This is a genomic window from Bradyrhizobium sp. (assembly GCF_050014615.1).
Classification (GTDB): domain Bacteria; phylum Pseudomonadota; class Alphaproteobacteria; order Rhizobiales; family Xanthobacteraceae; genus Bradyrhizobium.
Map to the genome: position 1 here is coordinate 34106 of NZ_JBEKCZ010000002.1, position 23070 is coordinate 57175.

A 23070-nucleotide genomic window follows, 5' to 3' on the forward strand; every position below is an offset into this window, starting at 1 on the left:
GAGCCGAACAACACCCTCAATTGTTTGCAGCCGAAAGCCTCAGCAGGCCGGATGACCTGGCACCGAGCTGCATCCCTGCACCTTGGTCGCCCAGGCCCCATTCTGGCCCTGCAGCACATAGAATGCCTTGATGGCATCACCGTCGTCGTTGAAACTGATCGGACCGCCCAATCCCTTGAAGTTATCAAGCTTGACGAGGTAGTCCCGGACTTTGACGCGATCGGATTCAAGGTCTTCCGGCTTGCCCGTCACGCCCGCATTCCTGGCCGCATCGACATACATGCTGACGATCTCATAGATATTGGCGTCGTACATGCTGGGCTCGATCTCCGCGGGCAGCCCGGACTCCTTGCGCAGCATCGGTTGCAGCTCCGCGACAAACGGCGCCGCACGATCACCTGTCATCGAAGCGAAGAAGGTCGCGGGCGCGACAATGGGAAGCTCCGGAGCCGCCTTGAGAATCGCCGAGGAAATCAGCTGCGTGGCGCCGACCACCGGTTTGAGGAAGCCCTGGCGCTTCATCTCGCGCAGCACCGTCACCGCCTGGCTGTAGTCGGCGCTCAGGACGACGCCGTCGGGATTGAGCGACTTCATCTTCGTCACCTGGGCGCTGACATCGAGGTCGCCGGTGTTGAAGGAGAGCGGGTCATTTTCATTGACGATCGTGATGCCATTTTCCTTCATCAAGGCGGGCATGATCTTGGTGCCGACGGTCGAAGCCGTCGCGTCCTTGGCATCGAAGATGATGGCGACGGTCTTGATATCGAAGGTTTTCTTGAAATAGGGCACCGTCGACTTCGCCAGGATCGACTCGTCGATGGTGTTGCGGAAAGCCCATGGACGATTGGCCTTTGCCACCCCGGGCTTTGATGAAGCCTGCGACATCGAGACCACCTTCATTTCGTTGGCGACGGGGAATGTCACCTCGGCGGCGCTGCTGGTCAGCGGACCGGCGACCGCGATCACCTTTTCATCGCCGGCCAGCTTGCGCAGCGAGCTTGCCGCCTGCGCCGGCTTTGTCGCGTCATCCAGGATAATGACCTTGAGCCTGGCGCCGTTGATGCCGCCGGCCTTGTTGACCTGCTGCTCGAACATCTTGAGCGTCACCGTGTTGCTGCGGCCCCATTCGGCGAAGGGGCCGCTGCTCGGAACGATCGCCCCGATCGCGATTTCGCGGCCGGCTTGCGCATGCGCGGAGCCGGCGGCCGCTATGTGCAGAATGGTTGCGGCCAGAAGCACGGACCATTTATTGCCAGTCGAATTCATCGAACACTCTCCCAGAATTGTGCAGCCCAGATCATCTTTCACCAGTTTCGGACATGCCGGTTACGTGCATAGACCGTGCCATCCGTGTCCACCGACCAAATCATCTCCCAGAATAGAATTAATGACAAACAAATAATAGACAGCTTTCAAAACTAGATTTATTACAAAGGTATTACCGATGCGTTCGGTCTCCGGCAAATGGACGCTGCTTCGAAAATCGCCGTGATTGCTCATTTGTTGAACAGTTGCGCAGCGAAGAAATCCTGATTATGGCGCTCCTCGCTTGCGGGCTGACCTCGGTGGCACATCGAGCTTGGTGATGTTCGGCTTTGCGCTGGATTCCGACAGGTAGCGCTGCAGCGCCATCGCCTGTTCGCTCGATTTGACGAGACGCTCGATCATGTCGACCAGCAGTGCAAATTCCTTGGCGGTAAGACAGCCGAATTGAACGTCGTTGACCTGCCTCTGAATCGGTGCGAGCCGTTCGAGCATGTCTCGTCCGCGCGCCGTTACGCTCAGGCACAATCGGCGTTTATCCACGGGATGACCGGCTTTCTCGATCAGTCCTTTCTGCAAGAGCTTGTTGGTGATCACGGTGGTGAAGGCGCCGCTGAGATGCAGGTGGTCGGCGACGTCCTTGACGCTGACATTTCCATCCGCCGACAGGTGTCCGATCGAAATCAGCATCGTATATTCGATGCCCGCGAGGCCGATCAGGGCTCCGTGGCCTTCGCGCACCGACGAATGGCGCGCCAGAAAACCAAACAGGTTATGAACCAGGCGGCGAAATTGCTGATCGGAGCCGTCGACCAGCAGCTCCGGCCGCGAAATCGTCAACGCGGCCGGCCGCGCCGGCTTGAGCAGCGGCGGCTTTATCCTGGATGATGCCGCTATCCGTTCTCGTCCCATTTGTTTCAACTCACAGTCATTGGCGGTTTATCTTGACGGCTACAATCGCTGCACACAGTGATTCTCCGTACATCGAGGTCAGTGAGCGGCTCCCGAAAAATCGCGCGGCAGCGCGCAGTGCGCAACCCTGACGTTTCGGGTCGATGCGGGCGTATTGCGACTGCGGCCAACGAAACGCGGCACGCCGTCGGTGAAAACGGCGGCAACCGCCGGCACGTCGCCGTTGCGCAGGGCGGAGAGGGCGTCGGGCTGAGAGCCGCCCGCGCAGGCGTCGATCAAGACGACGTCGGCATCCTTGCCTGCTCCGAGCAATCCGGAGTTCAGCCGGTAGACCCGGGCGTTGTTCCCGGTCGCCGCCGCGATGGCCTGTTCCGGCGGCATGCCGCCGAGGCTCGCGAGGTGACTGATGGTATAGAACATGCCGAGCGGCATGATGCCGCTGCCGGTCGGCGTATCCGTCGCGATCAGCAGCCGCTCCGGTTGGCCCGCTTGGTCCAGCAATTTCGCCGTCAACAGCGCGGTGCGCAAATTTCCCGCCGTGCAGAGTTGCAGCGCGATATCGCTTTCGTTCACCAGCCGCGCGAAGCCGGCTTCAGGCATCGCCACCGGGCCGCCATTGACGTGGAAGGACACGCAGGGATTGGAGGCGAGCACGTGCTCGGCCCAGATCCCTGAAGAGCCGGGAATCGAGGATCCGCCGGTGTGCATGGTCGTCACCATTCCCAGCCGGCGAGCGGCCTGCATCAGCGGAGCGTATTCGAAAGGTGTTGCGAAGGCACCAAAGCCGGCTTTGGCCAGCCACAGGCCTTGTGCAACCAGATCGGCGAGATCGGCTTCGGTCAGGCCGGGTTCGAGAATGATGGAGCCGGCGTGGACACGCATCCCGCCGGGCCGGTAGTCGAGAAAGCAGGCGCGCGCGGCCAGCGCCAGCGCTTTGACTCCCGCGGCATCCTTGGGGCGGCCGGGGACGTGCACTTCCGACGCCGTGATGGAGGTGGTGGTGCCGCCATGCAGGTAGCTTTCGAGATATCCGACCACACGCTGGCGCGGGGTGTAATCACCAAACGTGATATGGACATGGCTGTCGATCAGGCCGGGGATCGCCGTCGTGCCGGCCGCGTCGACGACGACGTCGCATCCCGCAACGGTGTCGGACGACAGCGTGCCGATCGCGGAAATCAATCCGTCTTCGAGCAGAATGCCGTCGCCGGACGCGAACGGTTGCTTCAGGTCGCCGGTGACGATGGTGCGGATATTGACAATCGCGGTACGCACACAGTCCTCCAATTATCGCAGGCCGTCTTTGCCGACGATATCCTTCGCGGCCAGGCCGCCGACGCGCGCATTGAGCCGGCCCCGGTTGGCGAGGCACACGATGAGCGCGACTTCGTCCGATCCGGGCGCATCCGGCGGCAGCGTGATCGTCATGCCGTCGTAGTGCGATCTGACATAGAGAGCGTCCTTGTGCGCCAGGGGAATATCGATCTGGCTGCCGGGCGCGGCGAGCTTGGTGAAGGAGGGGATCCAGGCCTGCGCGCCTCCAACCGCGTCACGCAGCGGCGCGGCGAACGTCGTCGTCAGCATCGCGTTGACGTGTTCCAGTTCGCCGCCGAGGCCGACGACGCCGCCCTTGCCGTAGCTTTCCGTCTTGTAGGGACCCATGGCGTCGATCGCGAGTTTCGCCAGAACGCGGCCGGCTTCCGCGCTTGCCGCGATCGCCTCCGACAGGTCTTCCTCAAATCTTCCGGCATAGGGATTGCCGATGATAGCGATGGCCGCCACGCGCCGCAGCGGCACGGCATGGCGCTGACCGGCCTCGACTTCCTTGTGATCGCAGAGGGACAACAGGCGGCGAATATCGAGTTTCATGGGAGCCTCTCGTGAACCTTGAAGTCACGGATCAATTCGGCAAGCAATCGCGTCCGGCATCAGGCCGCCTGACCTGCGCTCACCCGAGAATCCGCCAGGGTATAACCATCGGTTATCCGCGTTGCCATCGCTGCCGCGCGATCCCAATCATAGGTGCGGTAGCTGTGACTGCGGGTGACGAATTGAGCTCCGGCATAGAACATTTCGTATTGCAGATGACGGGAAGCAAATTCGGATCCGACGGCGTCCCAGGTCAGTTTCAACAGCTTGACCCGATCTTCGCCGCTCATGACCGGAGACACCTGCGTCAGCGAAATCATGCGCGCGATATCGGGATTGTCGAAGTCGGCGGCGGAAGAGGGCAGCATCATCAGCGCGCCGCCCGCCAGTTCCCTGATCGTGCTGATGATCACCGGGTACATCTCCTGCGACTGCACCTGAGCCGCGTACAATAGATGCTTGTTGGGGAGGAAATACTCGCCGCGCATCGCGCCGCCGGCCTCCATGCCCAATACCATCCCCTCGATCAGGGCGGCCTGCGATGCCAGCTTGCCCAACACGTCCACGACAGGCGGGAAATTGATGGTGCCGATGGTGCGCGCAATGCCCCGGGCCAGGCCGACCAGAAAGCGCAGCTTCACCGAAAGCCGGATCTGGGCCTGATAGTTCTGGTACACATGGGCCGGCGTGTCGTGAAGCTGGGCCCGGCACATATCCGTATCGCGCAGCACGAAAACGCGCTCCCAGGGAACCTTGACGTCATCGAAGAACACCAGGGCATCGTTTTCATCAAAACGATAGGACAGCGGATTGTCATACTCGCTGACGGCGTGCGCCTCGAACGACTTGCGCGATAGCATGTTGATGCCCTTTGTTGCCATCGGCAGCGCGCACGAAAAAGCAAGATGCTCCTCTCCGGGCTTCAAAGGCTGTCCGGAACTCACAAAGATCTCGTTCGCCATGATCGCGCTGGTCGCGAACAGCTTGGCGCCGCGGATGGTGATGCCCGACGAATCCTGGTCGACGATGCGGGCAACCATGTCCTCGGCGCCCTTGCCCTGATCCCCGAACGCCTTGGACCGGTCGCCCTGTACGTTATTGATGACGTAGGTGAGAAACATATCGTTGTTGCGAACATAGTCGAACCATTCGCGAAAGGCGTGGCCGCGCTTTTCATCGTGCCGGTCGAGGACCTCTATGCCCATCATCATGCCGGACATCGAAGATGCGACATGGTCCGGGGATCGCCCGAGAAAGCCGCAGGATACTTCCGCCCATTCGGCCAATGCCTTGCGGCGCTGGACCAGATCGTCATAGCTCCGCGGCAACTGCCAGCACCGATTGACGCGCCGACCGCCGCCGATATCGAAGGTCATGCGTTCGAGATTGTCCGGCGCCGACTGGTAGTCGTACAGCGCCCCTGCCGACGCCACGGCGTTTCGATAGGCCGGATGCTCCGAAACGTCATGGACCAGCTTTCCGTTCAGATAGACGGATCGGCCGTCGCGCACGCTTTGAATGTGCTGTGCGCCGTTCTTCACGGAGACGGTTTTCGTCGGTTCAGAACCCGCCATCGCGATGCTCCATGGCATGGCGCGCCAGTTCAATCCAGCCGCGCACGGTGCGTAATAGCATCAAACAATAGCTAACTTTAGAAGCTATTTCAACAGCCAATTTTGGGACGATATGTTCGTGGTCGCGGGGGAGCACAGCGTGGTGCGTGCGCTCCCATTGGCCGAGGCAGATTTATTTCAACTGGCTACTCAGAATTCCGGAAACTGAGCAGGCGGCGGATCATCCGGATGTTCGCGTAATCGATCATCTTGCCATCGACCGTGACGGCGCCCTGTCCGTTGCGCTCGGCTTCCTCGAGCGCGGCGATGGCGCGGTGCGCGTAGGCGATCTCCGCGTCGGAAGGAATGAAGGCGTCGCGGGTGATCTCGATCTGGCTGGGATGAATGACCTGCTTGCCGTCGAAGCCCATCGCGGCGGCTTTCATCGCGGCCGAGGCCGTGGCCCTGGCATCACGGAAGGCGCCGCATGGTCCGTCGATGGCGCGCAGTCCGAAGGCACGCGCGGCAACCAGGATCCGCATCATCGGATAGGCAAAGAGATCGAGCGGGACCTCCTGATAACCTTCCGCCGCGCCGGCGACATGCCGGTAGCCCGGCGGCGAGGCCCCGATTTCGGCGCTCCGGGCGCCGATGGAGGCCGCGAAATCGCCGACGCCGAGATGCAGGGCGCTCACCAGCCCGCCCGCTGCCGCGAGCGCCTCCACATTGACCAAACCGCGTGCGGTCTCGATCAATAATTCCATTTCGACAGGCGCATGGCGCGCGCCCGCGGCCGCGGTGATCCATTGACCGATGGTCGCGACATCGCTCACGGCTTCGGCTTTTGGCACGATAAAGCCATCCAATCGCTCGATACCGCCGAGCCGTTCGATCTCATGTTGGATCGACGGGCTGTCGATGGCGTTGAGCCGCACGGAAACGGTTTTTCGGCCCCAATCGAGCGCGGTCAACGCATCCGCGGCGGCTTCCAGCGCGGTGGCTTTCTCGGCCACGGGAACGGCGTCCTCGAGATCCATGAACACCGCATCGGCGGCCGAAGCCGCCGCGTTCTGCACCAGCCGCGCGCGATGCGCCGGTACGGCGAGATAGCTTCGGGTCAATCGAGGTGCGGTCATGTGCGCGCCATCCGCGGCAGACCGAGTTCGGCCAGGATCGCCTCCGTGTGCTCGCCCACGGCGGGAATGTCGCCCATCACAGGGGAGACCCCGGGGATGGTGATCGCGGGCAGAAAACTGGTCAGCGGTCCGTTGGGCGATCCGACCTTGCGAACGCGATCGCGGGTGTGAAGCTGCGGATGCTCCAGGAACGCTTCGACGGTATTCATGTTGGCATTCGCGATCGACGCTTGCTCGAGGCGCTGCATCACTTGTTCGGCCGAAAATGGTGCGAAGTGCTGTTCGATCAGCGCTTCCAGCGCATCGCGATGCTGCATGCGCTGCGGGTTGGTGCAGAAGCGCGGATCGTGGGCGAGCGCCGCGTCGCCAAGCACCTGCGCGCAGAGCGCGGTCCATTCGCGTTCGTTCTGAATGCCGAAGAAGATCACGCCGCCGTCGCCGGCGCGAAACGGGCCGTAAGGCGCGATCGTCGCGTGACGCGTGCCGGTGCGCACCAGCGGTTTGCCGGCGCCTTCGGTGTAATACGCCGGATAACTCATCCACTCCGTCATCGAATCGAACAAGGACACTTCGAAGGCCATTCCCTTGCCGGTACGCTCGCGGTTGAACAGCGCCATCAGCACGCCGTTTAGAATGTACATGCCGGTTGCGGTATCGACCACGGCGATTCCGCATTTCGCCGGCTGCTCCTGGGTGCCGTTGACCGACAGAAATCCCGCCTCGCACTGGACCAGGAGGTCGTAGGCCTTTTTCTGGCCGTAGGGACCACCGCTGCCATAGCCGGAAATGTCGCAGGCGATCAGGCGAGGGAAACGTTCGACCAGTGTCGCGGCATCGAGGCCGAGCCGCTTGGCGGCGCCCGGCGCCAGGTTCTGCAGAAACACGTCCGCCCGCGGCAGCAGCGCATCCAGCACCTGCTTGCCTTCGCGGCTTTTGACATCGAGTGCGAGGCTTTCCTTCGATCGGTTGGTCCAGGCGAACTGGCTCGACATTCCGTTCATCACGTAATCGTAATCGCGGCAGAAATCGCCCTTGCCCGGGCGCTCGATCTTGATCACCCGCGCGCCCCAATCGGCGAGATGGCGGCTGGCGAGCGGGGCGGCAATCGCCTGTTCGAGCGAAACGACGGTGATGCCGGACAGGGGCAAAGCGGACTGTCCTGCGTTCATGGCATCTTCTCCAGAAGAATGTGCGACGAGTTGCGCGGCCGGATGGCCATGACTAGACTGACATGACGAGACTGATAGCTCGCATTGGCAGGCCTTATTATCAAGCCGATAATCCGGATTGGTGGGTTGCGCCGTAAGCGCTGATCAACAGCGTTCGATAACAAATCAGGGAAGGAACCCGGACGTGCAGCCATTTATGCGCAAAACAATGCTGTTGACCTTGGCCGCGGTGGCGATGGTGATCTGCAGCGAGGCCAGTGCCCAACAGCCGATCATTATCAAGTTCAGCCATGTCGTCGCGCCGGACACGCCGAAAGGGAAGGGCGCGCTGAGATTCCAGGAACTGGCGGAGAAGTACACCGGCGGCAAGGTCAAGGTCGAAGTGTTTCCCAATTCCACCCTGTACAAGGACAAGGAAGAACTCGAGGCGTTGCAACTCGGGGCCGTGCAAATGCTGGCGCCGTCGCTGGCGAAATTCGGCCCGCTCGGTGTCAAGGAATTCGAGGTTTTCGACTTGCCTTACATCATCCCCGACAAGGCGGCGCTCGCGCGCGTCACCAAGGGCAAGGTCGCCAGGGATCTGTTCGCCAAGCTGGCGCCGAAGGGCATCGAGGGCCTCGCTTACTGGGACAACGGCTTCAAGATCATGACGGCCAACAAGCCGCTGCATCATGTCGCCGACTTCCATGGCATGAAAATGCGCATTCAGTCGTCGAAGGTGCTTGAGGCCGAGATGCGGGCGCTGGGTGCCATTCCCCAGGCCATGGCGTTTTCCGAGGTGTATCAGGCGATGTCGACCGGCGTCGTCGACGGCGCTGAAAACCCGCCTTCAAACATCTTTACCCAGAAGATGCACGAGGTTCAAAAATACGCAACTATGTCCAACCACGGCTATGTCGGCTACGCCGTCATCGTGAACAAGAAATTCTGGGACGGGCTTCCCGACGAAATCCGCACACAAGTGCGAAAGGCGATGGACGAGGCGACCGACTATGCCAACGGGATCGCGCAGCAGGAGAACGATGACGCGATCGCCGCGATGAAGAAGGCCGGCACCATGACCTTCTACGAACTGACAGCCGACGAAAAGGCCGAATGGATGAAGGCCATGCAGCCGGTGGCGGATGAGATGGCGTCGCGCATCGGAAAGGATCTAATTGCCGAATTCCAGAAGGAGGCCGCGGGCGGGAGCTGAATCCGTCCTCGCGGCATCCGGTGGCGGTGCGGTGGTTACCTGACCAGCGGGCAACCGCCATCGCCGAGCGGCCGGAATGCCTCGGCGGCGGGAATGGTGGCAACCAGTCTGTAGAGATCCCACTCGCCCTTCGACTCCTCAGGCTTCTTGACCTGGAAAAGATACATGTCGCGCAGCACCCGGCCGTCGATGCGCAGCGTGCCATTGTGCGTCATGAAATCGTCGATCGGCGTGGCCCGCATTTGCGCCATCACCTGGTCGGCGTCCTTGCTGCCGACCGCCTTCACCGCTTTCAGGTAATGCGTAACAGCACTATAAGCGCCGGCCTGGGTCATGCTCGGCATCCGCTTGTTGCGTTGATAAAAGCGTTGCGACCAGGCCCGCGTGGCGTCGTCGAGGTCCCAGTAAAACGCCTCGGTCAGCATCAGGCCCTGCGCGTCCTTGAGGCCGAGGCTGTGGATGTCGGAGATGAAAGCGATCAGCGCCACCAGTTGCGCGCCCGACTTCGGCAGGCCGAATTCGATCGCCTGCTTCACGGTGTTGGTGGTGTCGGCGCCGCCATTGGCGAGGCCGATGATTTTGGCGCCTGAAGATTGCGCCTGCAGCAGATAAGACGAGAAATCCGAGGTGTTGAGCGGATGCTTGACCGAGCCGAGCACCTTGCCGCCATTCGCGGTGACCACCGCCGCGGTGTCGCGCTCCAGCGTCTGGCCAAACACATAATCGGCGGTGATGAAAAACCAGTCCTTGCCGCCGCGCTTGACGATGGTTTCGCCGGTGCCGTGCGACATGGCGTAGGTGTCCCAGGTCCAGTGCGCGGTATAGGGCGAGCACGATTTTCCGGTGATGTCGGAACTGCCGGCGCTGGTCACCATGGCGATCTTCTTCTTGTCTTTCGACAATTGCATGATCGCCAGCGCCATGCCGGACGCCGGAATATCGGTGATCACGTCGACGCCGGAATCATACCAGTTGCGCGCGATGCCGGATGCGACATCGGGCTTGTTCTGTCCGTCGGCGGAGACCACCTCGATCGGCTTGCCGAGCACGCTGCCGCCGAAATCCTCGATCGCCATCTTCACCGCTTCAACCGAGCCCTGCCCGCCGATGTCGGCATACACGCCGCTCATATCCGCGAGTACACCGATCTTGACGGGATCGGTGTCGGCGCAGATGGCGACGCCCGGCAATATAGAGAAGGTGAGCGCGATCAGCGCGCGAACGATGGGTTTGCGATTCATGGATTTCCTGCCCGGATGTCTTGCGATCTCGGTCTGCGCCGATTGAAGACATTCAGTCAGAATTATCGAGCGCGGGCAAGGCGTCCGATGCCCCCGGAAGATCGGATCCCGAGAGGATGAAGATCGGCTATCAGGCCGCTTCCTCGCGGTACCCGCTCGCAAGCACCTTGGCGATGAATCGCGCAATCGCCTCGCCGACTTCACGGGGGGAATCCTCCTGAAGGAAGTGGGCGCCCTCAACAGTGATTTCCTGTTGATTTGGAAAGCCTCGGCAGAATTCGCGCTGTGGTCCGATCAGGAAGCCGCTTGGATCGCCGTTGATGAAGAGCTTGGGGATCGAGCTCGTCGACAGCCAGCGCGAATATTGCTCGACGACGGCCACGACGTCGGCCGGCTCGCCGGCGATCGGAAGATCACGCGTCCAGGCCAGCATCGGCCGCCGCGCCTCGCCGGGAATGCGCCAATGGCTGCGATAGACCTCCATTGCCTCGGCCGAGATACCGCGCAGCGGCAGCAGATATTCGACGAACAGATTCTGTTCCAGGATCATCTTTTCGCCGGCGTCGCTGCGCTGGCCGGTGAAGAAGGCGCGGGTCGCCTGCGGCCACTCGTCCCATGATCGGAACGGGCGCACGATCCCTTCCATGTAGATAATCGCCTTGACCCGCTCGGGGTGACGCCGCGCCCAGTCGAAGCCCAGTGCCGAACCCCAGTCATGCACGACGAGGATGACGTTCTCGTTGAGGCCGAGCGCGTCGAACCAGCCGTCGACATAGCGTTGCTGATCGGCGAGCCGATAGGCGCCATTGGGCTCGGCGCCCGAATTTCCCATTCCGGGATAATCCGGCGCCAGGCAACGGCCGAATGGCAGCGCATGCGGAATGATGTTGCGCCAGAGATACGAGGGCGTCGGGTTGCCGTGCAGGAAAACGATCGGATCGCCTGCACCGACATCGACATAGGCCATGGGAACGCCGTGTACCGTGACGTATCGACGAAAGCTGTCGTTTTCGGTCGAGATGTTGTTTGCGGTATTCATGAGTCTTTCCTATAGTAAGTTTTTCTAAATCATATATCTCTGTCCTCACCGGAGCAGCTTCGCAGCGCGATGAGATATGAAGCTTATAACTTGACAGATAGTGTCGATGTTCCAAGGTTAAAAACGAGCATTTCTAACTCAGATAGATAAGTAAAACTAATGCGAATGCCGTCGCTAAATGGTTTGCGTGCCTTTGAGGCAACCGCTCGCCACCTGTCCATGAAACATGCGGCCGAGGAGCTGTGCGTCACGCCGAGCGCGGTCAGTCAATTGCTCAAGGGCCTGGAAAGCGATCTCGGCACCTCGCTGTTTCGGCGCGACAACCGCGCCATCGCGCTGACCGAGGCGGCGCAGGCGTTATTGCCGCCTGTACGAAACGCTTTCCGCTTGATCGCCGACGCGGCCGAGAGAGTGCGTGGCGACCCCCATGGAGGATTACTGACGGTCAGCGTCGCGCCGTTTTTCGCCGAGAGCTGGCTGGTGCCGCGGCTTGGTGATTTCCACACGCGCCATCCCGGCCTCGATCTCCGGATCATCGCAGCGACGACGCTCGCCAATCTGACGTCGGGCGAAGCGGATGTCGCGATCCGGCACGGCCTTGGCTCATATCGCGGCATGGTGAGCGATCTCTTGATGGCGCCGCCGGTTATTCCGGTGGCCGCCCCTGTCTTGCTTGATCGCCTTGGCCATCCCGCCGACGCCGGGGCGCTGGTCGACTGGCCCAAGATTCACGACGCCGATCGAGGCGGCTGGGCGAAGTGGTTTGCTAGTCAGCGCGTGGACGATCCGGGCTCGGTACGCGGTCCGTCATTTGACGATCCGGCGTTGCTGCGGACCGCCGTACTCGCAGGACAGGGCGCGGGATTGCTGCCGGCGCCTTTGGTCGAATCCTATATCGAGGATGGCAGATTGGTCGCGGTGGGTGCGCAAGCGCTGCTCGAGGGGTTCGCCTATTATCTGGTCGTGCCGAGATCGAATGTTGGTCGAGCGAATATCTCGGCATTCCGCTCCTGGATACTGCAGGCAGTCTCGGACGAGCGTCGCGCGTGATGGCGACGCCCGCGGGCTCGCTCAGTCCTGCTATGCGCCGGTGACGCGCCAGATCACGTCGCCGACATCGTCCGCCACCAGAACGGAGCCGTCGGCACCGAGTGTTACCCCGACCGGCCGTCCATATGACTCCCGCTCATCAGGTGCGAGAAACCCGCTCAGAATATCCCGCGGCGGCCCGGACGGGAGCCCATTCGCGAATGGCACGAACACGACCTTGTAGCCACTGAGCGTGCTGCGATTCCAGGAGCCGTGCTGGCCGATGGCCATGCCCTCCGGAAAGCCCGGAAGTGTATTGGCCGGCAACCAGCATAGGCCCAGCGACGCGGTGTGTCCGCCCAGCGCGTAGTCCGGCGTGATCGCCTTTGCGACCGCGATAGGATCCTGCGGCACCCGATCGTCCACCGTCTGTCCCCAGTAGCAATAAGGCCAGCCGTAGAAACCGCCGTCGCGGACCGAGGTCAGATAGTCCGGCGGTGTCTCGTCGCCGAGGCCGTCGCGCTCGTTGACCACGGTCCAGAGTGTGCCTGTCCGCGGCTCCCACGCCAGGCCCACCGGGTTGCGCAGGCCTCCGGCAAAGATGCGGCTGGAGCCATCAGCCAGATCGAGCTCGTAGATCGCAGCCCGGCCTTCCTCTACTTCCATGCCGCTCTCGGCGATATTGCTGAGCGAGCCGACCCCGACATAGAGTTTCCGGCCATCGGGACTCGGCAGCAGGCTCCGCGTCCAGTGCCCGCTTGGCTTGAAGGTGATGAGCTTGCGCCCTGTCGCGCTAATCCGGTCCGCGCCCGTCGTATACGGGAAGGCCACCACGCCGTCGGTGTTGCCGACATAGAATGTGTCGCCCAGCAACGCCATGCCGAACGGCTGGTTCAATCCCTCCATAAAAGTCTCGCGTTTTTCGGCGACGCCGTCGCCATCGGCGTCGCGCAACAATGTGATGCGGTTCGCGCTGACGCCGAGGGCGGAGGCACGCCGCATCGTCGCCTGCATCGCATAGCTGAACACGCTCCTGATCGGTCCCGCGACCTGATTAGCCTCGGCAACGAGGACGTCGCCATTGGGCAGCACGTTGATCCAGCGCGGATGTTTCAGCCCGGTCGCAAACGCATTGACCTTGAGCCCCGGCGCCGCCACCGGCACCTGCCCGTCGCTCCATCCTTTGGCTGACGGCATCTTGAGCGTCGGGAGCATGCCTTGCGGCTTCGCCGCCGGGACCACCGGCGCGTTGCCCCAGGCCGGCTCAGGCGCGACGCCCTGAAGCCGGCGCCACAGCAGCGCGGCGGCGCCGATCAGCGCGACTATTCGCGCAAAAATACCGGATAAGCTCATGTCATTCCCCTGTTTGATCGCGCGTACACTATCCGACGCCAGTTCGCGTTAAAACCTTGTCACCGGCCAGCATCCATACTCTCCAGAAATTCCTTCACCGAACTGACCGCGCCGGTGTTGGCGGCGATATATCCGGGCAGCGTGGCGATGGCGGCGTGAAATTCTTTGCCCTTCATGATGTCGAGCACACGCTGCATCGGCTCGGTCTCAAGAAAGGCGCGTTTGCAGACAAAGAAATAGTCTTCCGTCAGCAGCCGGATGAAATCCAATCCAAATTGCCGCGCCGCGGCCTCGACACCAAAACTCGCGTCCGCCATGTCGCTGGCGACATAGGCCGCGACGGCGGCATGGGTAAATTCCATTTGCTGCCCACCTTTGATGCTGGCCTGGTCGATCCTGTGCAGGGCCAGTAGCTGGTCGAACAACAGCCGCGTTCCCGAATCGTGGTCGCGATTGACAAAACGGGCCTTGCGCTCGACGAGGTCTTGCAGTGACGCGATCTTGAGCGGATTGCCGCGCTTGACCATCAGTCCCATCTCGCGTGTGACGAAACTGATCACCCGGTCCTCGCGGGGATCGAGCCATTCCTTGCAAGCCTGGATCCCCTGGGCGCGCAATTCGCCGCGCGGCAGATGCACGCCGGAGAGGTCGCAGGCGCCCTGCGCCAGCGACACCAGGGAATTCTGGTTGCTGACATAGCGCAGGTCGACGCCGATGCCGGGTTCACGATCGAGCAGCTCCCGCAGCTTCGAGACCGCGAAGCCATGGCTGGCGTGAACGCGGATGACGGAAGGCCGCTGATGCAGAAACGGCTTGATCTCGGTGGCGAGTTCCTGCGCCAGGTTTTCCAGTTGCGGACCGAGACGCGCCTGCATGCGCTCTCCGGCCCAGACCAGTTTTTCGCCGAAGGCCGTCAGCCTGGTGCCTTTGCCGCGATGGGTTTCGACCAGCGGCACGCCGAAAAAATCGGACCATTGCTCGACCAGATTCCAGACATGCCGGTACGAAAGATGGGCGTGTGCCGCAGCACTGGTCAGCTTTCCGGTTTTTCGGATCTCGTTGAGGATCCCGAGCATCACCACGGCGGTTTGCGGGCTGCCTTCCTTGCGAAATCGCCAGACGGTCTCGATTTCAATATCCAACATGTGCGCGCCAATGTTATGAATTTTACTTCATATATGTCTGATCCATAGGCATACAATATCATATTTTATACTGGAAATACCCTCCTACATTAAACAACAAGAACCGGAGGAAATATGATGTCAATTGCATATGACTATTCACGCGATACCTCGCCCGTCGCGCCGGCCGCCAAGGACCGGCTGCTGCTGATCGATGGCCGTCGGGTTCCGTCCGCCTCGGGGCGCACCTTCAAGTCCCTCAATCCGGCGACCGAACAGGTCATCGCCACCATCGCGGAAGGCAACGAAATCGATGTCGATCACGCGGTGGCTGCGGCGCGCCGCGCTTTTGAGGGTCCGTGGCGCACGATGCGTGCCGCCGAACGCGGTCACATCCTGCTCAAATGGGCGGATCTTCTGAAGCAGCATGCGGACGAAATCGCCGAACTGGAAAGTCTCGATGCCGGCAAGCCGATCTCGGCGGTGCTGCGGCAGGATCTGCCGGCGGCCATCGACACCCTGACTTACTATGCCGGCTGGGCGGACAAGATCAGCGGCGAAGTCGTGTCCACGCGCGACGACGCGCTGACCTATACGGTGCGCGAGCCCGTCGGCGTGGTGGCCGCGATCGTGCCGTGGAACTTCCCGCTGATGATCGGGATGTGGAAACTGGCGCCGGCGCTGGCGTGCGGCTGCACGGTGGTCATGAAGCCGGCCGAACTGACGTCGCTGTCGGCGCTGCGCATCGGTGAACTCGCGCTTGAAGCGGGCCTGCCGCCGGGTGTGCTCAATATCGTCACAGGTCCCGGCCGGACCGTGGGGGAAGCGCTCGTCAATCACCCTGACGTCGACAAGGTCACGTTCACGGGATCGCCGGGCGTCGGCCGCGGGATCATGCGCGGCGCGGCGGGCAACTTCAAACGCGTATCGCTGGAACTCGGTGGCAAGTCCGCCAATGTCATCTTCGACGATGCCGATCTCGATGCGGCGTCGAAGGCCGCGGCCGCCGGCATCTTCTTCAATGCCGGGCAAGTGTGCTCGGCGGGCTCGCGCGTGCTGGTTCAGGAGAAGGCGTATGACGAGGTGGTCGAGCGGCTGACGGCACGGGCGAAGGCGCTGCGCATCGGCGATCCCAGCGATCGCGCGACGGTACTGGGCCCGGTGATTTCCGAAAAGCAGATGAAGAGCATCCTCGATTACGTCGATATCGGCCAGAAGGAGGGCGCCTCGCTCACGACCGGCGGCCAGCGCGTCGGCGACCGCGGCTACTTCATCAGCCCGGCGGTGTTCGCCAACGTCAAACACGAGATGCGCATCTCGCAGGAAGAAATCTTTGGTCCGGTGGTCAGCGTCATCAAGTTTCGTGACGAAGCCGACGCGCTGCGGATCGCCAATGGCACAGCCTACAGCCTCGCGGCCGGTGTCTGGAGCCGCGACATGGGCCGGGTGCAGCGTTTCACCAGGAAGGCGAGGGCCGGCACCGTCTGGATCAATACCTATGGCTATACCGATGTACGGTTACCCTGGGGTGGCGAGCGCGACTCCGGTCTCGGCCGGGAACACGGCACCGCGGCGATCGATAACTTTACCGAGCCGAAGGCCGTCTGGATGAACCTCAACGTCTGAGGGTATCAGCTCTCGCAGCAGAGCCGCCGTCAAAGATCAAACGCGGGCCGTGTGGCCCGCGTTTTCGCGTCATACTTTTGCTTTTACAAATCGCGCCTTACTTCGTCAGCGAGACAGGCTTGATCGTGAACGGGCCCGGATCCTTTTCCTTGTTATCGCCGATAATGTAGGACAACTTGCCTTCCGCGACCCAGGCGGTATTGCCGACCTGCGTCACGGAGACCGGCTCAGCGAAGCCGTCCTTGACGGTTTCGATCTCCGCCTCGTCGCCTTTGATCGTGACCATATCCAGTCTGCCGGCACCCTCGATCAACAGGAAGTTGTCACCGAATGCGCGCATGGCATCTGCGTGGTCGAGTGGGCGTGACGTCTTCAGCGCGGAGACGGTGCCGGCCTTGCCATCCTTGACTTCGATCTTGAACAACGCAGCCGGGATAAAGGTCGTGACATAGACATTGCCGTCCGCTCCGACCGCGATGCCGTCGAGGCCGACGCCATCCTTGGCCGGCGCCAACATTGGATCGCTCGCCCAGACATCGAGCGTCGTGCCACCCGGCTTCAGGCCGTACACAATGGGCGTGAACGAGTCCGTGACATAGGCGGTCCCGTCACCGCCGACGGCAATGTCGTTGCACAGCGATTTCGGATCCTTGAGCGGAAAGCTGCCCTTCGGTGCGCCGCTGGCGAGATCGAAGGTTTTCAGCCAGGCCCCCTTGGTGTCGCTCGGGCCGGGAACGCCAAACCCCGTTATATCGTTTGAACAGACATATAACGTGCCGCTCTTCTCGTCGGCTAGCACACCGAGCACCGAGCGACTCCCGGCGGTGCCGGGCTTGATGAACTGCTCGGCCTTTCCGCCGGGAGCGGCTTTCACCACACCGCCAAGGTTGAAGCTGCCGACATAGAGTGTGCCGTCCTTGGTGGATGTCAGACTTTCCGGAAAGCTCTTGTCGGGAACGCCGACCGGTGTGGTCTGGGCATGCGCCATGCCGCCTGGCACGACACCAAGTATGAGGGCCAATCCGGCCGTGCCGAGCGCACGTACGCAAAAGCTCTTGAGCAATTCTCCCTGTGCACGCGAGCTTGAAGCAACGCTGTGTTCTTGTTTCATGATTGATATCCCTGATCGTGATGAGTTGAATGAGGTAACGTCTCAGGGGCCGATCATCACCAGCCATCGGTCGCTGCGTTACGCGAGCGCAGGGAAGGGCCACGATCCAACGATGGCAGCCCAGAATTAACCCGATGTTGAATTGTAGGGGATGCTTTTTGGGCGCTGCAATAAAAATAAATACGACGTGAAAATGACAAAGCCGCCAAGCGGAATATGATCGCTTGACGACTTCGCCGTGGGGGACTGCCCGGACGGGGAAATGTCCGGTGAGGCGTTGGTAGCATCGCCTCGCGGTGAGTTATGTGAACCAGGTCACACGCCGCTGAACAAAGCGTCGCTCTCAAGAAACGCGCTCGGCTGCGTCTCCTGCAAGGACTTATCGGTCCGCGTATCAGGTTTTGATCCACACCGCCTTGACGTTGAGATATTCTTCCAGGTGTTGCTTGCCGGACTCGCGGCCATAGCCGCTCATCTTGTAGCCGCCGAACGGCACCGCCGGGTCCATCGCCTGATAGCAATTGACCCAGACCGAACCCGCGCGAAGCGCCTTGGCGACGCGATGCGCTTTGCTGACGTCCTTGGTCCAGACCCCACTGCCCAACCCGAACGTGGTTGCGTTGGCGCGCTGGATCAATTCGTCGCTGTCCTTGAACGAGATCGCCGAAATCACCGGTCCGAAAATCTCCTCCTGCGCGATCCGCATATTGTCCTGCACGTTGGCGAATACGGTCGGGGGCACGAAGTAGCCCTTCGACAGCGCGCCTTCGGTCAGCCTGGCGCCGCCGGCCAGCGCGCGAGCGCCTTCCTGGCGGCCGATGTCGAGATAGCCGGAGACGCGCTCCATTTGCTGCTCGGACACCAGCGGCCCGATCTGGGTGTTGGGGTCGAGGCCGTTGCCGACCTGCAGCTTCTTGCCGTATTCGGCGACGCGGCCGACGAATTCGTCATACACCTGATGCTCGACAAACAGCCGGGTGCCGGCGCTGCAAATCTGGCCTGAATTGGCGAACACCGCCATCGCCGCGCCCGGCACCGCCTGCTCGAGGTCGGCGTCGGCGAAGACGATGTCGGGCGATTTGCCGCCCAATTCGAGCGACACCCGCTTCAGATTGCCCGCGGATGCCCTGATGATGGACTGTCCGGTGACATGCGAGCCGGTGAAGGCGACCTTGTCGACGCCGAGATGCGACGCCAGTGCGGCGCCGGCGGTCTCGCCGAATCCCGGCACCACGTTGACGACGCCGGGCGGGATGCCTGCTTCCATCACGAGCTCTGCGAGCCGCAGCGAGGTCAGTGGTGCTTCCTCGGCGGGCTTGAGGATCACCGTACAGCCGGTGGCGATGGCGGGGCCGATCTTCCAGACGCTGGCGCCGAGCGGGCCGTTCCATGGAATGATGGCGCCGACGACGCCGACGGGTTCCTTCAGCGTGTAGGAGAAGATGTCGCCGGGTAGCGAGTTCTCGATGGTCTCGCCATGCAACGCGGTCGCTTGTCCCGCATAGTATCGCAGCATTCCGAGCACGCGCTGCTTGTTGCCGCGGGTACGGGTGATCGGCGCCCCCATGTCGAGGGTGTCGAGCTGCGACAACTCCTCGAAATTCTTCTCGACGAGGTCGGCGAGCTTGAGCAGCAGGTTCTGCCGTTCAAACGGCTTGACCTTGCTCCAGGGTCCTTCGAAAGCCCGGCGGGCGGCCGCGACCGCGCGGTTGATATCCTCGGCATCGCCCTCGGCGACGGTGGCGAGCAATTCGCCGGTCGCGGGATTGTGCGTCTCGAAGCGCTTGCCGGATGCGGCGTCGATCCATTTGCCGTCGATCAGCATCTTCTTGTAGGAACCATCGGCGTAGGGATGGCGCGCGATCGAGACGGGTTGCGCTATGTTCATGGTGTTCCGCTCCCTTGATAGTGGGCCTTTTGCAAAGACCTTTGGAAATTCGCTGAGGCATTTAGAGTACATCGAACTTCGCGAAGAGGTAAAGGCGCCAGCGGGCAGATCAAGCACCTGCGAACGCGAACCTCATATGCTTATTTCGCGGAGGCCTGCAGACTTCATTCTCAAGCCGTTCGACTGTTGTCTTTTGCAGGTATTGCGGGTTTCAACTGCCTGATTGGGCGGTATTTCACGTCCTGGACCGGTCTCCCGACGTATTGCCAGCGGACGGAATGCGGGATATCGTTATATCTATATGAATATGACGTGTCTGGAACTATTCCGTGTCTGACTTGTCGGTTGTCCATCATCATCGGGCCGGGGCCAGTATCCTGTTGCCGCGCCGGCAAAACGATCTGTCGCCCCTCGTTGCGACCGACGCCAAGGGCCGAAGGTCCAAAATCTGGGATATCGCGCCGTCGCTGCATTGCTCCATTATAGGAACATGCCTCTCGGCCGCCGAGTTGCGCCAATTCTTCGTCAGGCTTGGGGACGCCGACGCCAGAACGGCCTCGGATAACATTCTGCATGGGCGCGGGGTTCGCAGCGCCGGAAAGCACGATCTGGTCGGAAAATTGCTGAACAAGATGCTGGACAACCGCCATGAGGCGTCGATCCGGCGTTTTGCCAAAGCTTCCAGCGCGGCGGAGACAAGAGAGCTCTGGCTTGAGGCGTTCGAACAGGGAAATATCCCCGGCGGTTATTGGGCCGTCCTCACCCATCCTGCGACCGATCGGCCTCTTGTCGAAGAGGCTTTTGGCCAGGTGCACATACTGTCGCATATGGTTGGCTCGTCCAACCGCATCGATATCGCGCGACTGCGTACGCTTGAGCGTGACCTCGGCGAACGCGACGAGAAGATTTCACGACAGCAGACGCGTCTGTCCGAGAGCGCCCGGGAGCGCGCGGGACTTTTGCGCAAGGTCGAAGGCCTCGAAATGGAGGTCCGCCGGCGCGAAGCCACTGAGCGAACCGCCGCTGAGTTGATTTCGGGTGCGGTCACCGCCGCCACGCTGCTGCAGCGGCTGGATACGCAGATGGCCCATTCGAGCACATTGGCCGCGCGGGTGGCGGAACTCGAAAGCCAGGTCGAAAAGGCCCGCAAATTTGCGGCGGCTCTCAACAAGCAAAACGACCAGCTTCAACGCGAAGTCATCGCACTCGAATCCGAACTCAGGATCGATGATGCAGACGAGCCCGCCGCGAAAGTTGAGCACGACCTGCTTGGCGTAACCGTGCTATATGTGGGTGGGCGTCCCGGATTGATCGATCAGTTGAAGGCGGCTGTCACCAGACGGGGGGGCACGCTGCTTTCCCACGACGGCGGCATTGAAGAAAATCTGGCGGCGCTGCCGGGACTGATCAGCCGTGCCGATGCCACCTTCTTTCCGATGGATTGCATCAGCCACTCGGCTGTCGGGCACATCAAAAAGTATTGTCGCGACGGACATAAGTCGTTCACGCCGCTTCGAACCGCAAGTGTGGCAAGCTTTATCGCCGCCATCGGCCATCGCGATATCCGTCACAGCCCTCAGCTGGCCCAAGTCTGAATGCCCAAGTCTGAATGCCAAAGTCTGAAAAGCGACGGGAAACCACGGCCGATGACCAGCCGGGTTCCGGCTCACGTCGGTTGCCCCAAGCCGCGGCCAGACCACGCACCCCGGCATTTTCGACGGCATTGAAATAATCGTGCTTCCGACATCGAAGTATTCGGAGGAATATAACGTTGACGGCCCATTCGGCCGGGAGCACACTCGACCGCAGGCGCGCTCGCATTAGATCCTGAAAGACAGCGATGCCCGAGGTCAAAGAACCTCAAATACGCAAGACCGGTCCTGTGCAGGCCGGTTTGTGGTCGAGGCAACGCCCTCAGTAGTGACTGCCCGTAAATCAACAACGCTACGACGCCAAATGGCGCGCAACAGGGAGAACGTTCATGTATCATGAAGCGATCGAGAAAGTTTCCAAACAGGTTCTGATCCGAGAGCGCTACGAAAATTTCATCGGAGGTAAATGGGTAGCTCCGCAGGAGGGGCGCTATTTCGATAATCCCAGCCCCGTCACCGGTAAAAGGCTTTGCTCGGTTCCGCGCTCCTCTGCAGCCGACATCGAGCTCGCGCTTGACGCCGCCCACAAGGCCAAGGACGCCTGGGGCAAGACCTCGGTCCAGGAACGCTCCCACATCCTCAACAAGATTGCCGACAAGCTGGAAGCCAATCTGGAATTGCTGGCGCTGGTCGAAACCCTCGACAATGGAAAGCCGATCCGCGAGACGACCTATGCCGACATGCCGCTGGTGGTCGACCACTGGCGCTATTTCGCCAGCGTCGTGCGGGCCCAGGAAGGCGGCATCTCCGAGATCGATCACGAGACCGTCGCCTATCACTATCACGAGCCGCTCGGCGTCGTCGGTCAGATCATTCCCTGGAATTTCCCGATCCTGATGGCGACGTGGAAATTGGCGCCAGCACTTGCCGCGGGCAATTGCGTGGTGCTCAAGCCCGCCGAGCAGACGCCGCTCGGCATTCTCGTCGTGATGGAGTTGATTGCCGACATCCTGCCTCCCGGCGTGATCAACGTCGTCAATGGTTTCGGGGTCGAAGCCGGCAAGCCGCTCGCGCAGAACAAGCGGATCGCCAAGATCGCCTTCACCGGCGAGACCACGACGGGCCGGCTGATCATGCAATACGCTTCCGACAACATCATTCCGGTGACGCTCGAACTGGGCGGCAAGTCGCCGAACATCTTCTTCGCCGATGTCATGGACACCGACGATGAGTTCTTCGACAAGGCGCTCGAGGGCTTCGCCATGTTTGCCCTCAACCAGGGCGAGGTCTGCACCTGTCCCAGCCGTGCGCTGATTCAGGCGTCGATCTACGACCGGTTCATGGAACGCGCCGTGGCCCGGACCAAGAAGATCAAACAGGGTCACCCGCTCGACGCCACCACCATGATCGGCGCCCAGGCCTCGAACGACCAGCTTGAGAAGATCCTTTCCTACTTCGACATCGGCAAGCAGGAAGGTGCCAAAGTGCTGACCGGCGGCAAACGTGCCCAGCTCGGCGGCGAAATCGCCGAAGGCTATTACGTCGAGCCGACGATCTTCGAAGGCAACAACAAGATGCGGGTATTCCAGGAAGAAATCTTCGGCCCGGTGGTATCGGTCACGAAGTTCAAGGACGACGACGAGGCGCTCGCCATCGCCAACGACACGCTGTACGGGCTTGGCGCCGGTGTCTGGACCCGCAATGGCAACCGTGCCTACCGCTTCGGCCGGGCCATTCAGGCCGGTCGGGTATGGACCAACTGCTATCACGCCTATCCGGCTCACGCCGCCTTCGGCGGTTACAAGGCCTCCGGTATCGGCCGTGAGAACCACAAGATGATGCTCGACCATTATCAGAACACCAAGAACGTGCTGGTGAGCTACGGCACCAAGGCGCTTGGTTTCTTCTGAGATCTTGGCTTGTTCTGAGATCAACGCAGCTCACAGGCGCGGGGGAGGGACCCGCGCCTG

At 61.5% G+C, this 23070-nt stretch carries 18 protein-coding genes; 5 read left to right on the forward strand and 13 right to left on the reverse strand.

Translation table 11 applies throughout. The features are described from left to right. Positions 1-39 precede the first annotated feature (39 nt). From ABR948_RS00645 to ABR948_RS00675, 7 genes are all read right to left on the reverse strand, one after another. Positions 40-1266 (reverse strand): ABC transporter substrate-binding protein, encoded by a 1227-nt coding sequence (locus tag ABR948_RS00645; RefSeq protein ID WP_428113221.1) that lies wholly within the window; start codon positions 1264-1266, stop codon positions 40-42. A gap of 267 nt (positions 1267-1533) precedes the next feature. Beyond that, positions 1534-2175: a MarR family winged helix-turn-helix transcriptional regulator gene (locus tag ABR948_RS00650; RefSeq protein ID WP_428113224.1), complete on the reverse strand. Its 642-nt coding sequence runs from the start codon at positions 2173-2175 to the stop codon at positions 1534-1536. A gap of 78 nt (positions 2176-2253) precedes the next feature. Next, positions 2254-3450, reverse strand: coding sequence for an amidohydrolase family protein (locus ABR948_RS00655; RefSeq protein ID WP_428113227.1), 1197 nt, complete (start codon positions 3448-3450; stop codon positions 2254-2256). Between the two features lie 12 nt (positions 3451-3462). After that, positions 3463-4044, reverse strand: a complete 582-nt coding sequence (locus tag ABR948_RS00660) for an amino acid synthesis family protein (RefSeq protein WP_428113229.1) — start codon at positions 4042-4044, stop codon at positions 3463-3465. 59 nt (positions 4045-4103) lie between these two features. Next, entirely contained in the window at positions 4104-5618 is a 1515-nt protein-coding gene (locus tag ABR948_RS00665; protein WP_428113231.1) for a 4-hydroxyphenylacetate 3-hydroxylase family protein, read from the reverse strand. A gap of 185 nt (positions 5619-5803) precedes the next feature. Beyond that, positions 5804-6733 (reverse strand): HpcH/HpaI aldolase/citrate lyase family protein, encoded by a 930-nt coding sequence (locus tag ABR948_RS00670; RefSeq protein ID WP_428113233.1) that lies wholly within the window; start codon positions 6731-6733, stop codon positions 5804-5806. Next, positions 6730-7902, reverse strand: coding sequence for a CaiB/BaiF CoA transferase family protein (locus ABR948_RS00675; RefSeq protein ID WP_428113235.1), 1173 nt, complete (start codon positions 7900-7902; stop codon positions 6730-6732). Before ABR948_RS00675 ends, ABR948_RS00670 begins: the two co-directional genes overlap by 4 nt. 196 nt (positions 7903-8098) lie before the next feature. Here ABR948_RS00675 and ABR948_RS00680 point away from each other — a divergent pair, with 196 nt between their 5' ends. Then, a complete protein-coding gene (locus ABR948_RS00680; RefSeq protein WP_428113293.1) occupies positions 8099-9097 on the forward strand; it encodes a TRAP transporter substrate-binding protein in 999 nt (332 codons plus the stop codon). 35 nt (positions 9098-9132) lie between these two features. Here ABR948_RS00680 and ABR948_RS00685 read toward each other — a convergent pair whose 3' ends face one another. Beyond that, on the reverse strand, positions 9133-10338 hold the full coding sequence (locus tag ABR948_RS00685; protein WP_428113238.1) for an ABC transporter substrate-binding protein: 1206 nt from the start codon (positions 10336-10338) through the stop codon (positions 9133-9135). 130 nt (positions 10339-10468) lie between these two features. Continuing rightward, positions 10469-11377 carry a haloalkane dehalogenase gene (locus ABR948_RS00690; protein WP_428113240.1) on the reverse strand — a complete coding sequence of 303 codons (909 nt, stop codon included), beginning with the start codon at positions 11375-11377 and terminating at the stop codon, positions 10469-10471. Positions 11378-11542: 165 nt separating this feature from the next. Between ABR948_RS00690 and ABR948_RS00695 the strand changes: the two genes are divergently transcribed. Continuing rightward, positions 11543-12427 (forward strand): LysR substrate-binding domain-containing protein, encoded by an 885-nt coding sequence (locus ABR948_RS00695; RefSeq protein WP_428113243.1) that lies wholly within the window; start codon positions 11543-11545, stop codon positions 12425-12427. A 30-nt stretch (positions 12428-12457) separates the two neighbouring features. On the opposite strand, the gene ABR948_RS00700 is transcribed toward ABR948_RS00695, so the two are convergent. After that, entirely contained in the window at positions 12458-13759 is a 1302-nt protein-coding gene (locus ABR948_RS00700; protein WP_428113244.1) for a PQQ-dependent sugar dehydrogenase, read from the reverse strand. A gap of 59 nt (positions 13760-13818) precedes the next feature. Further along, positions 13819-14904, reverse strand: coding sequence for a substrate-binding domain-containing protein (locus ABR948_RS00705; protein WP_428113246.1), 1086 nt, complete (start codon positions 14902-14904; stop codon positions 13819-13821). 117 nt (positions 14905-15021) lie between these two features. Here ABR948_RS00705 and ABR948_RS00710 point away from each other — a divergent pair, with 117 nt between their 5' ends. Beyond that, the gene (locus tag ABR948_RS00710) at positions 15022-16509 is read left to right on the forward strand and encodes an aldehyde dehydrogenase family protein (RefSeq protein WP_428113247.1); all 1488 of its coding nucleotides are present in this window, start codon (positions 15022-15024) and stop codon (positions 16507-16509) included. Positions 16510-16606: 97 nt separating this feature from the next. Here ABR948_RS00710 and ABR948_RS00715 read toward each other — a convergent pair whose 3' ends face one another. After that, positions 16607-17620, reverse strand: a complete 1014-nt coding sequence (locus ABR948_RS00715; RefSeq protein ID WP_428113250.1) for an NHL repeat-containing protein — start codon at positions 17618-17620, stop codon at positions 16607-16609. Positions 17621-18014: 394 nt separating this feature from the next. Beyond that, positions 18015-19508 (reverse strand): aldehyde dehydrogenase family protein, encoded by a 1494-nt coding sequence (locus ABR948_RS00720; RefSeq protein ID WP_428113252.1) that lies wholly within the window; start codon positions 19506-19508, stop codon positions 18015-18017. Between the two features lie 620 nt (positions 19509-20128). Here ABR948_RS00720 and ABR948_RS00725 point away from each other — a divergent pair. Further along, positions 20129-21103, forward strand: coding sequence for a DUF2325 domain-containing protein (locus ABR948_RS00725; RefSeq protein WP_428113254.1), 975 nt, complete (start codon positions 20129-20131; stop codon positions 21101-21103). Between the two features lie 386 nt (positions 21104-21489). Further along, a complete protein-coding gene (gene adh, locus ABR948_RS00730; RefSeq protein WP_428113256.1) occupies positions 21490-23010 on the forward strand; it encodes an aldehyde dehydrogenase in 1521 nt (506 codons plus the stop codon). Positions 23011-23070: the final 60 nt, after the last annotated feature.

Excerpts from the sequence above, each read along its gene's own strand:
- ABR948_RS00645 (WP_428113221.1), bottom strand. The coding sequence starts at position 1,266 with ATGAATTCGACTGGCAATAAATGGTCCGTGCTTCTGGCCGCAACCATT.
- ABR948_RS00650 (WP_428113224.1), bottom strand. The coding sequence starts at position 2,175 with ATGGGACGAGAACGGATAGCGGCATCATCCAGGATAAAGCCGCCGCTG.
- ABR948_RS00660 (WP_428113229.1), bottom strand. The coding sequence starts at position 4,044 with ATGAAACTCGATATTCGCCGCCTGTTGTCCCTCTGCGATCACAAGGAA.
- ABR948_RS00665 (WP_428113231.1), bottom strand. The coding sequence starts at position 5,618 with ATGGCGGGTTCTGAACCGACGAAAACCGTCTCCGTGAAGAACGGCGCA.
- ABR948_RS00670 (WP_428113233.1), bottom strand. The coding sequence starts at position 6,733 with ATGACCGCACCTCGATTGACCCGAAGCTATCTCGCCGTACCGGCGCAT.
- ABR948_RS00675 (WP_428113235.1), bottom strand. The coding sequence starts at position 7,902 with ATGAACGCAGGACAGTCCGCTTTGCCCCTGTCCGGCATCACCGTCGTT.
- ABR948_RS00680 (WP_428113293.1), top strand. The coding sequence starts at position 8,099 with ATGCGCAAAACAATGCTGTTGACCTTGGCCGCGGTGGCGATGGTGATC.
- ABR948_RS00685 (WP_428113238.1), bottom strand. The coding sequence starts at position 10,338 with ATGAATCGCAAACCCATCGTTCGCGCGCTGATCGCGCTCACCTTCTCT.
- ABR948_RS00690 (WP_428113240.1), bottom strand. The coding sequence starts at position 11,377 with ATGAATACCGCAAACAACATCTCGACCGAAAACGACAGCTTTCGTCGA.
- ABR948_RS00695 (WP_428113243.1), top strand. The coding sequence starts at position 11,543 with ATGCCGTCGCTAAATGGTTTGCGTGCCTTTGAGGCAACCGCTCGCCAC.
- ABR948_RS00700 (WP_428113244.1), bottom strand. The coding sequence starts at position 13,759 with ATGAGCTTATCCGGTATTTTTGCGCGAATAGTCGCGCTGATCGGCGCC.
- ABR948_RS00705 (WP_428113246.1), bottom strand. The coding sequence starts at position 14,904 with ATGTTGGATATTGAAATCGAGACCGTCTGGCGATTTCGCAAGGAAGGC.
- ABR948_RS00710 (WP_428113247.1), top strand. The coding sequence starts at position 15,022 with ATGTCAATTGCATATGACTATTCACGCGATACCTCGCCCGTCGCGCCG.
- ABR948_RS00715 (WP_428113250.1), bottom strand. The coding sequence starts at position 17,620 with ATGAAACAAGAACACAGCGTTGCTTCAAGCTCGCGTGCACAGGGAGAA.
- ABR948_RS00720 (WP_428113252.1), bottom strand. The coding sequence starts at position 19,508 with ATGAACATAGCGCAACCCGTCTCGATCGCGCGCCATCCCTACGCCGAT.
- adh (WP_428113256.1), top strand. The coding sequence starts at position 21,490 with ATGTATCATGAAGCGATCGAGAAAGTTTCCAAACAGGTTCTGATCCGA.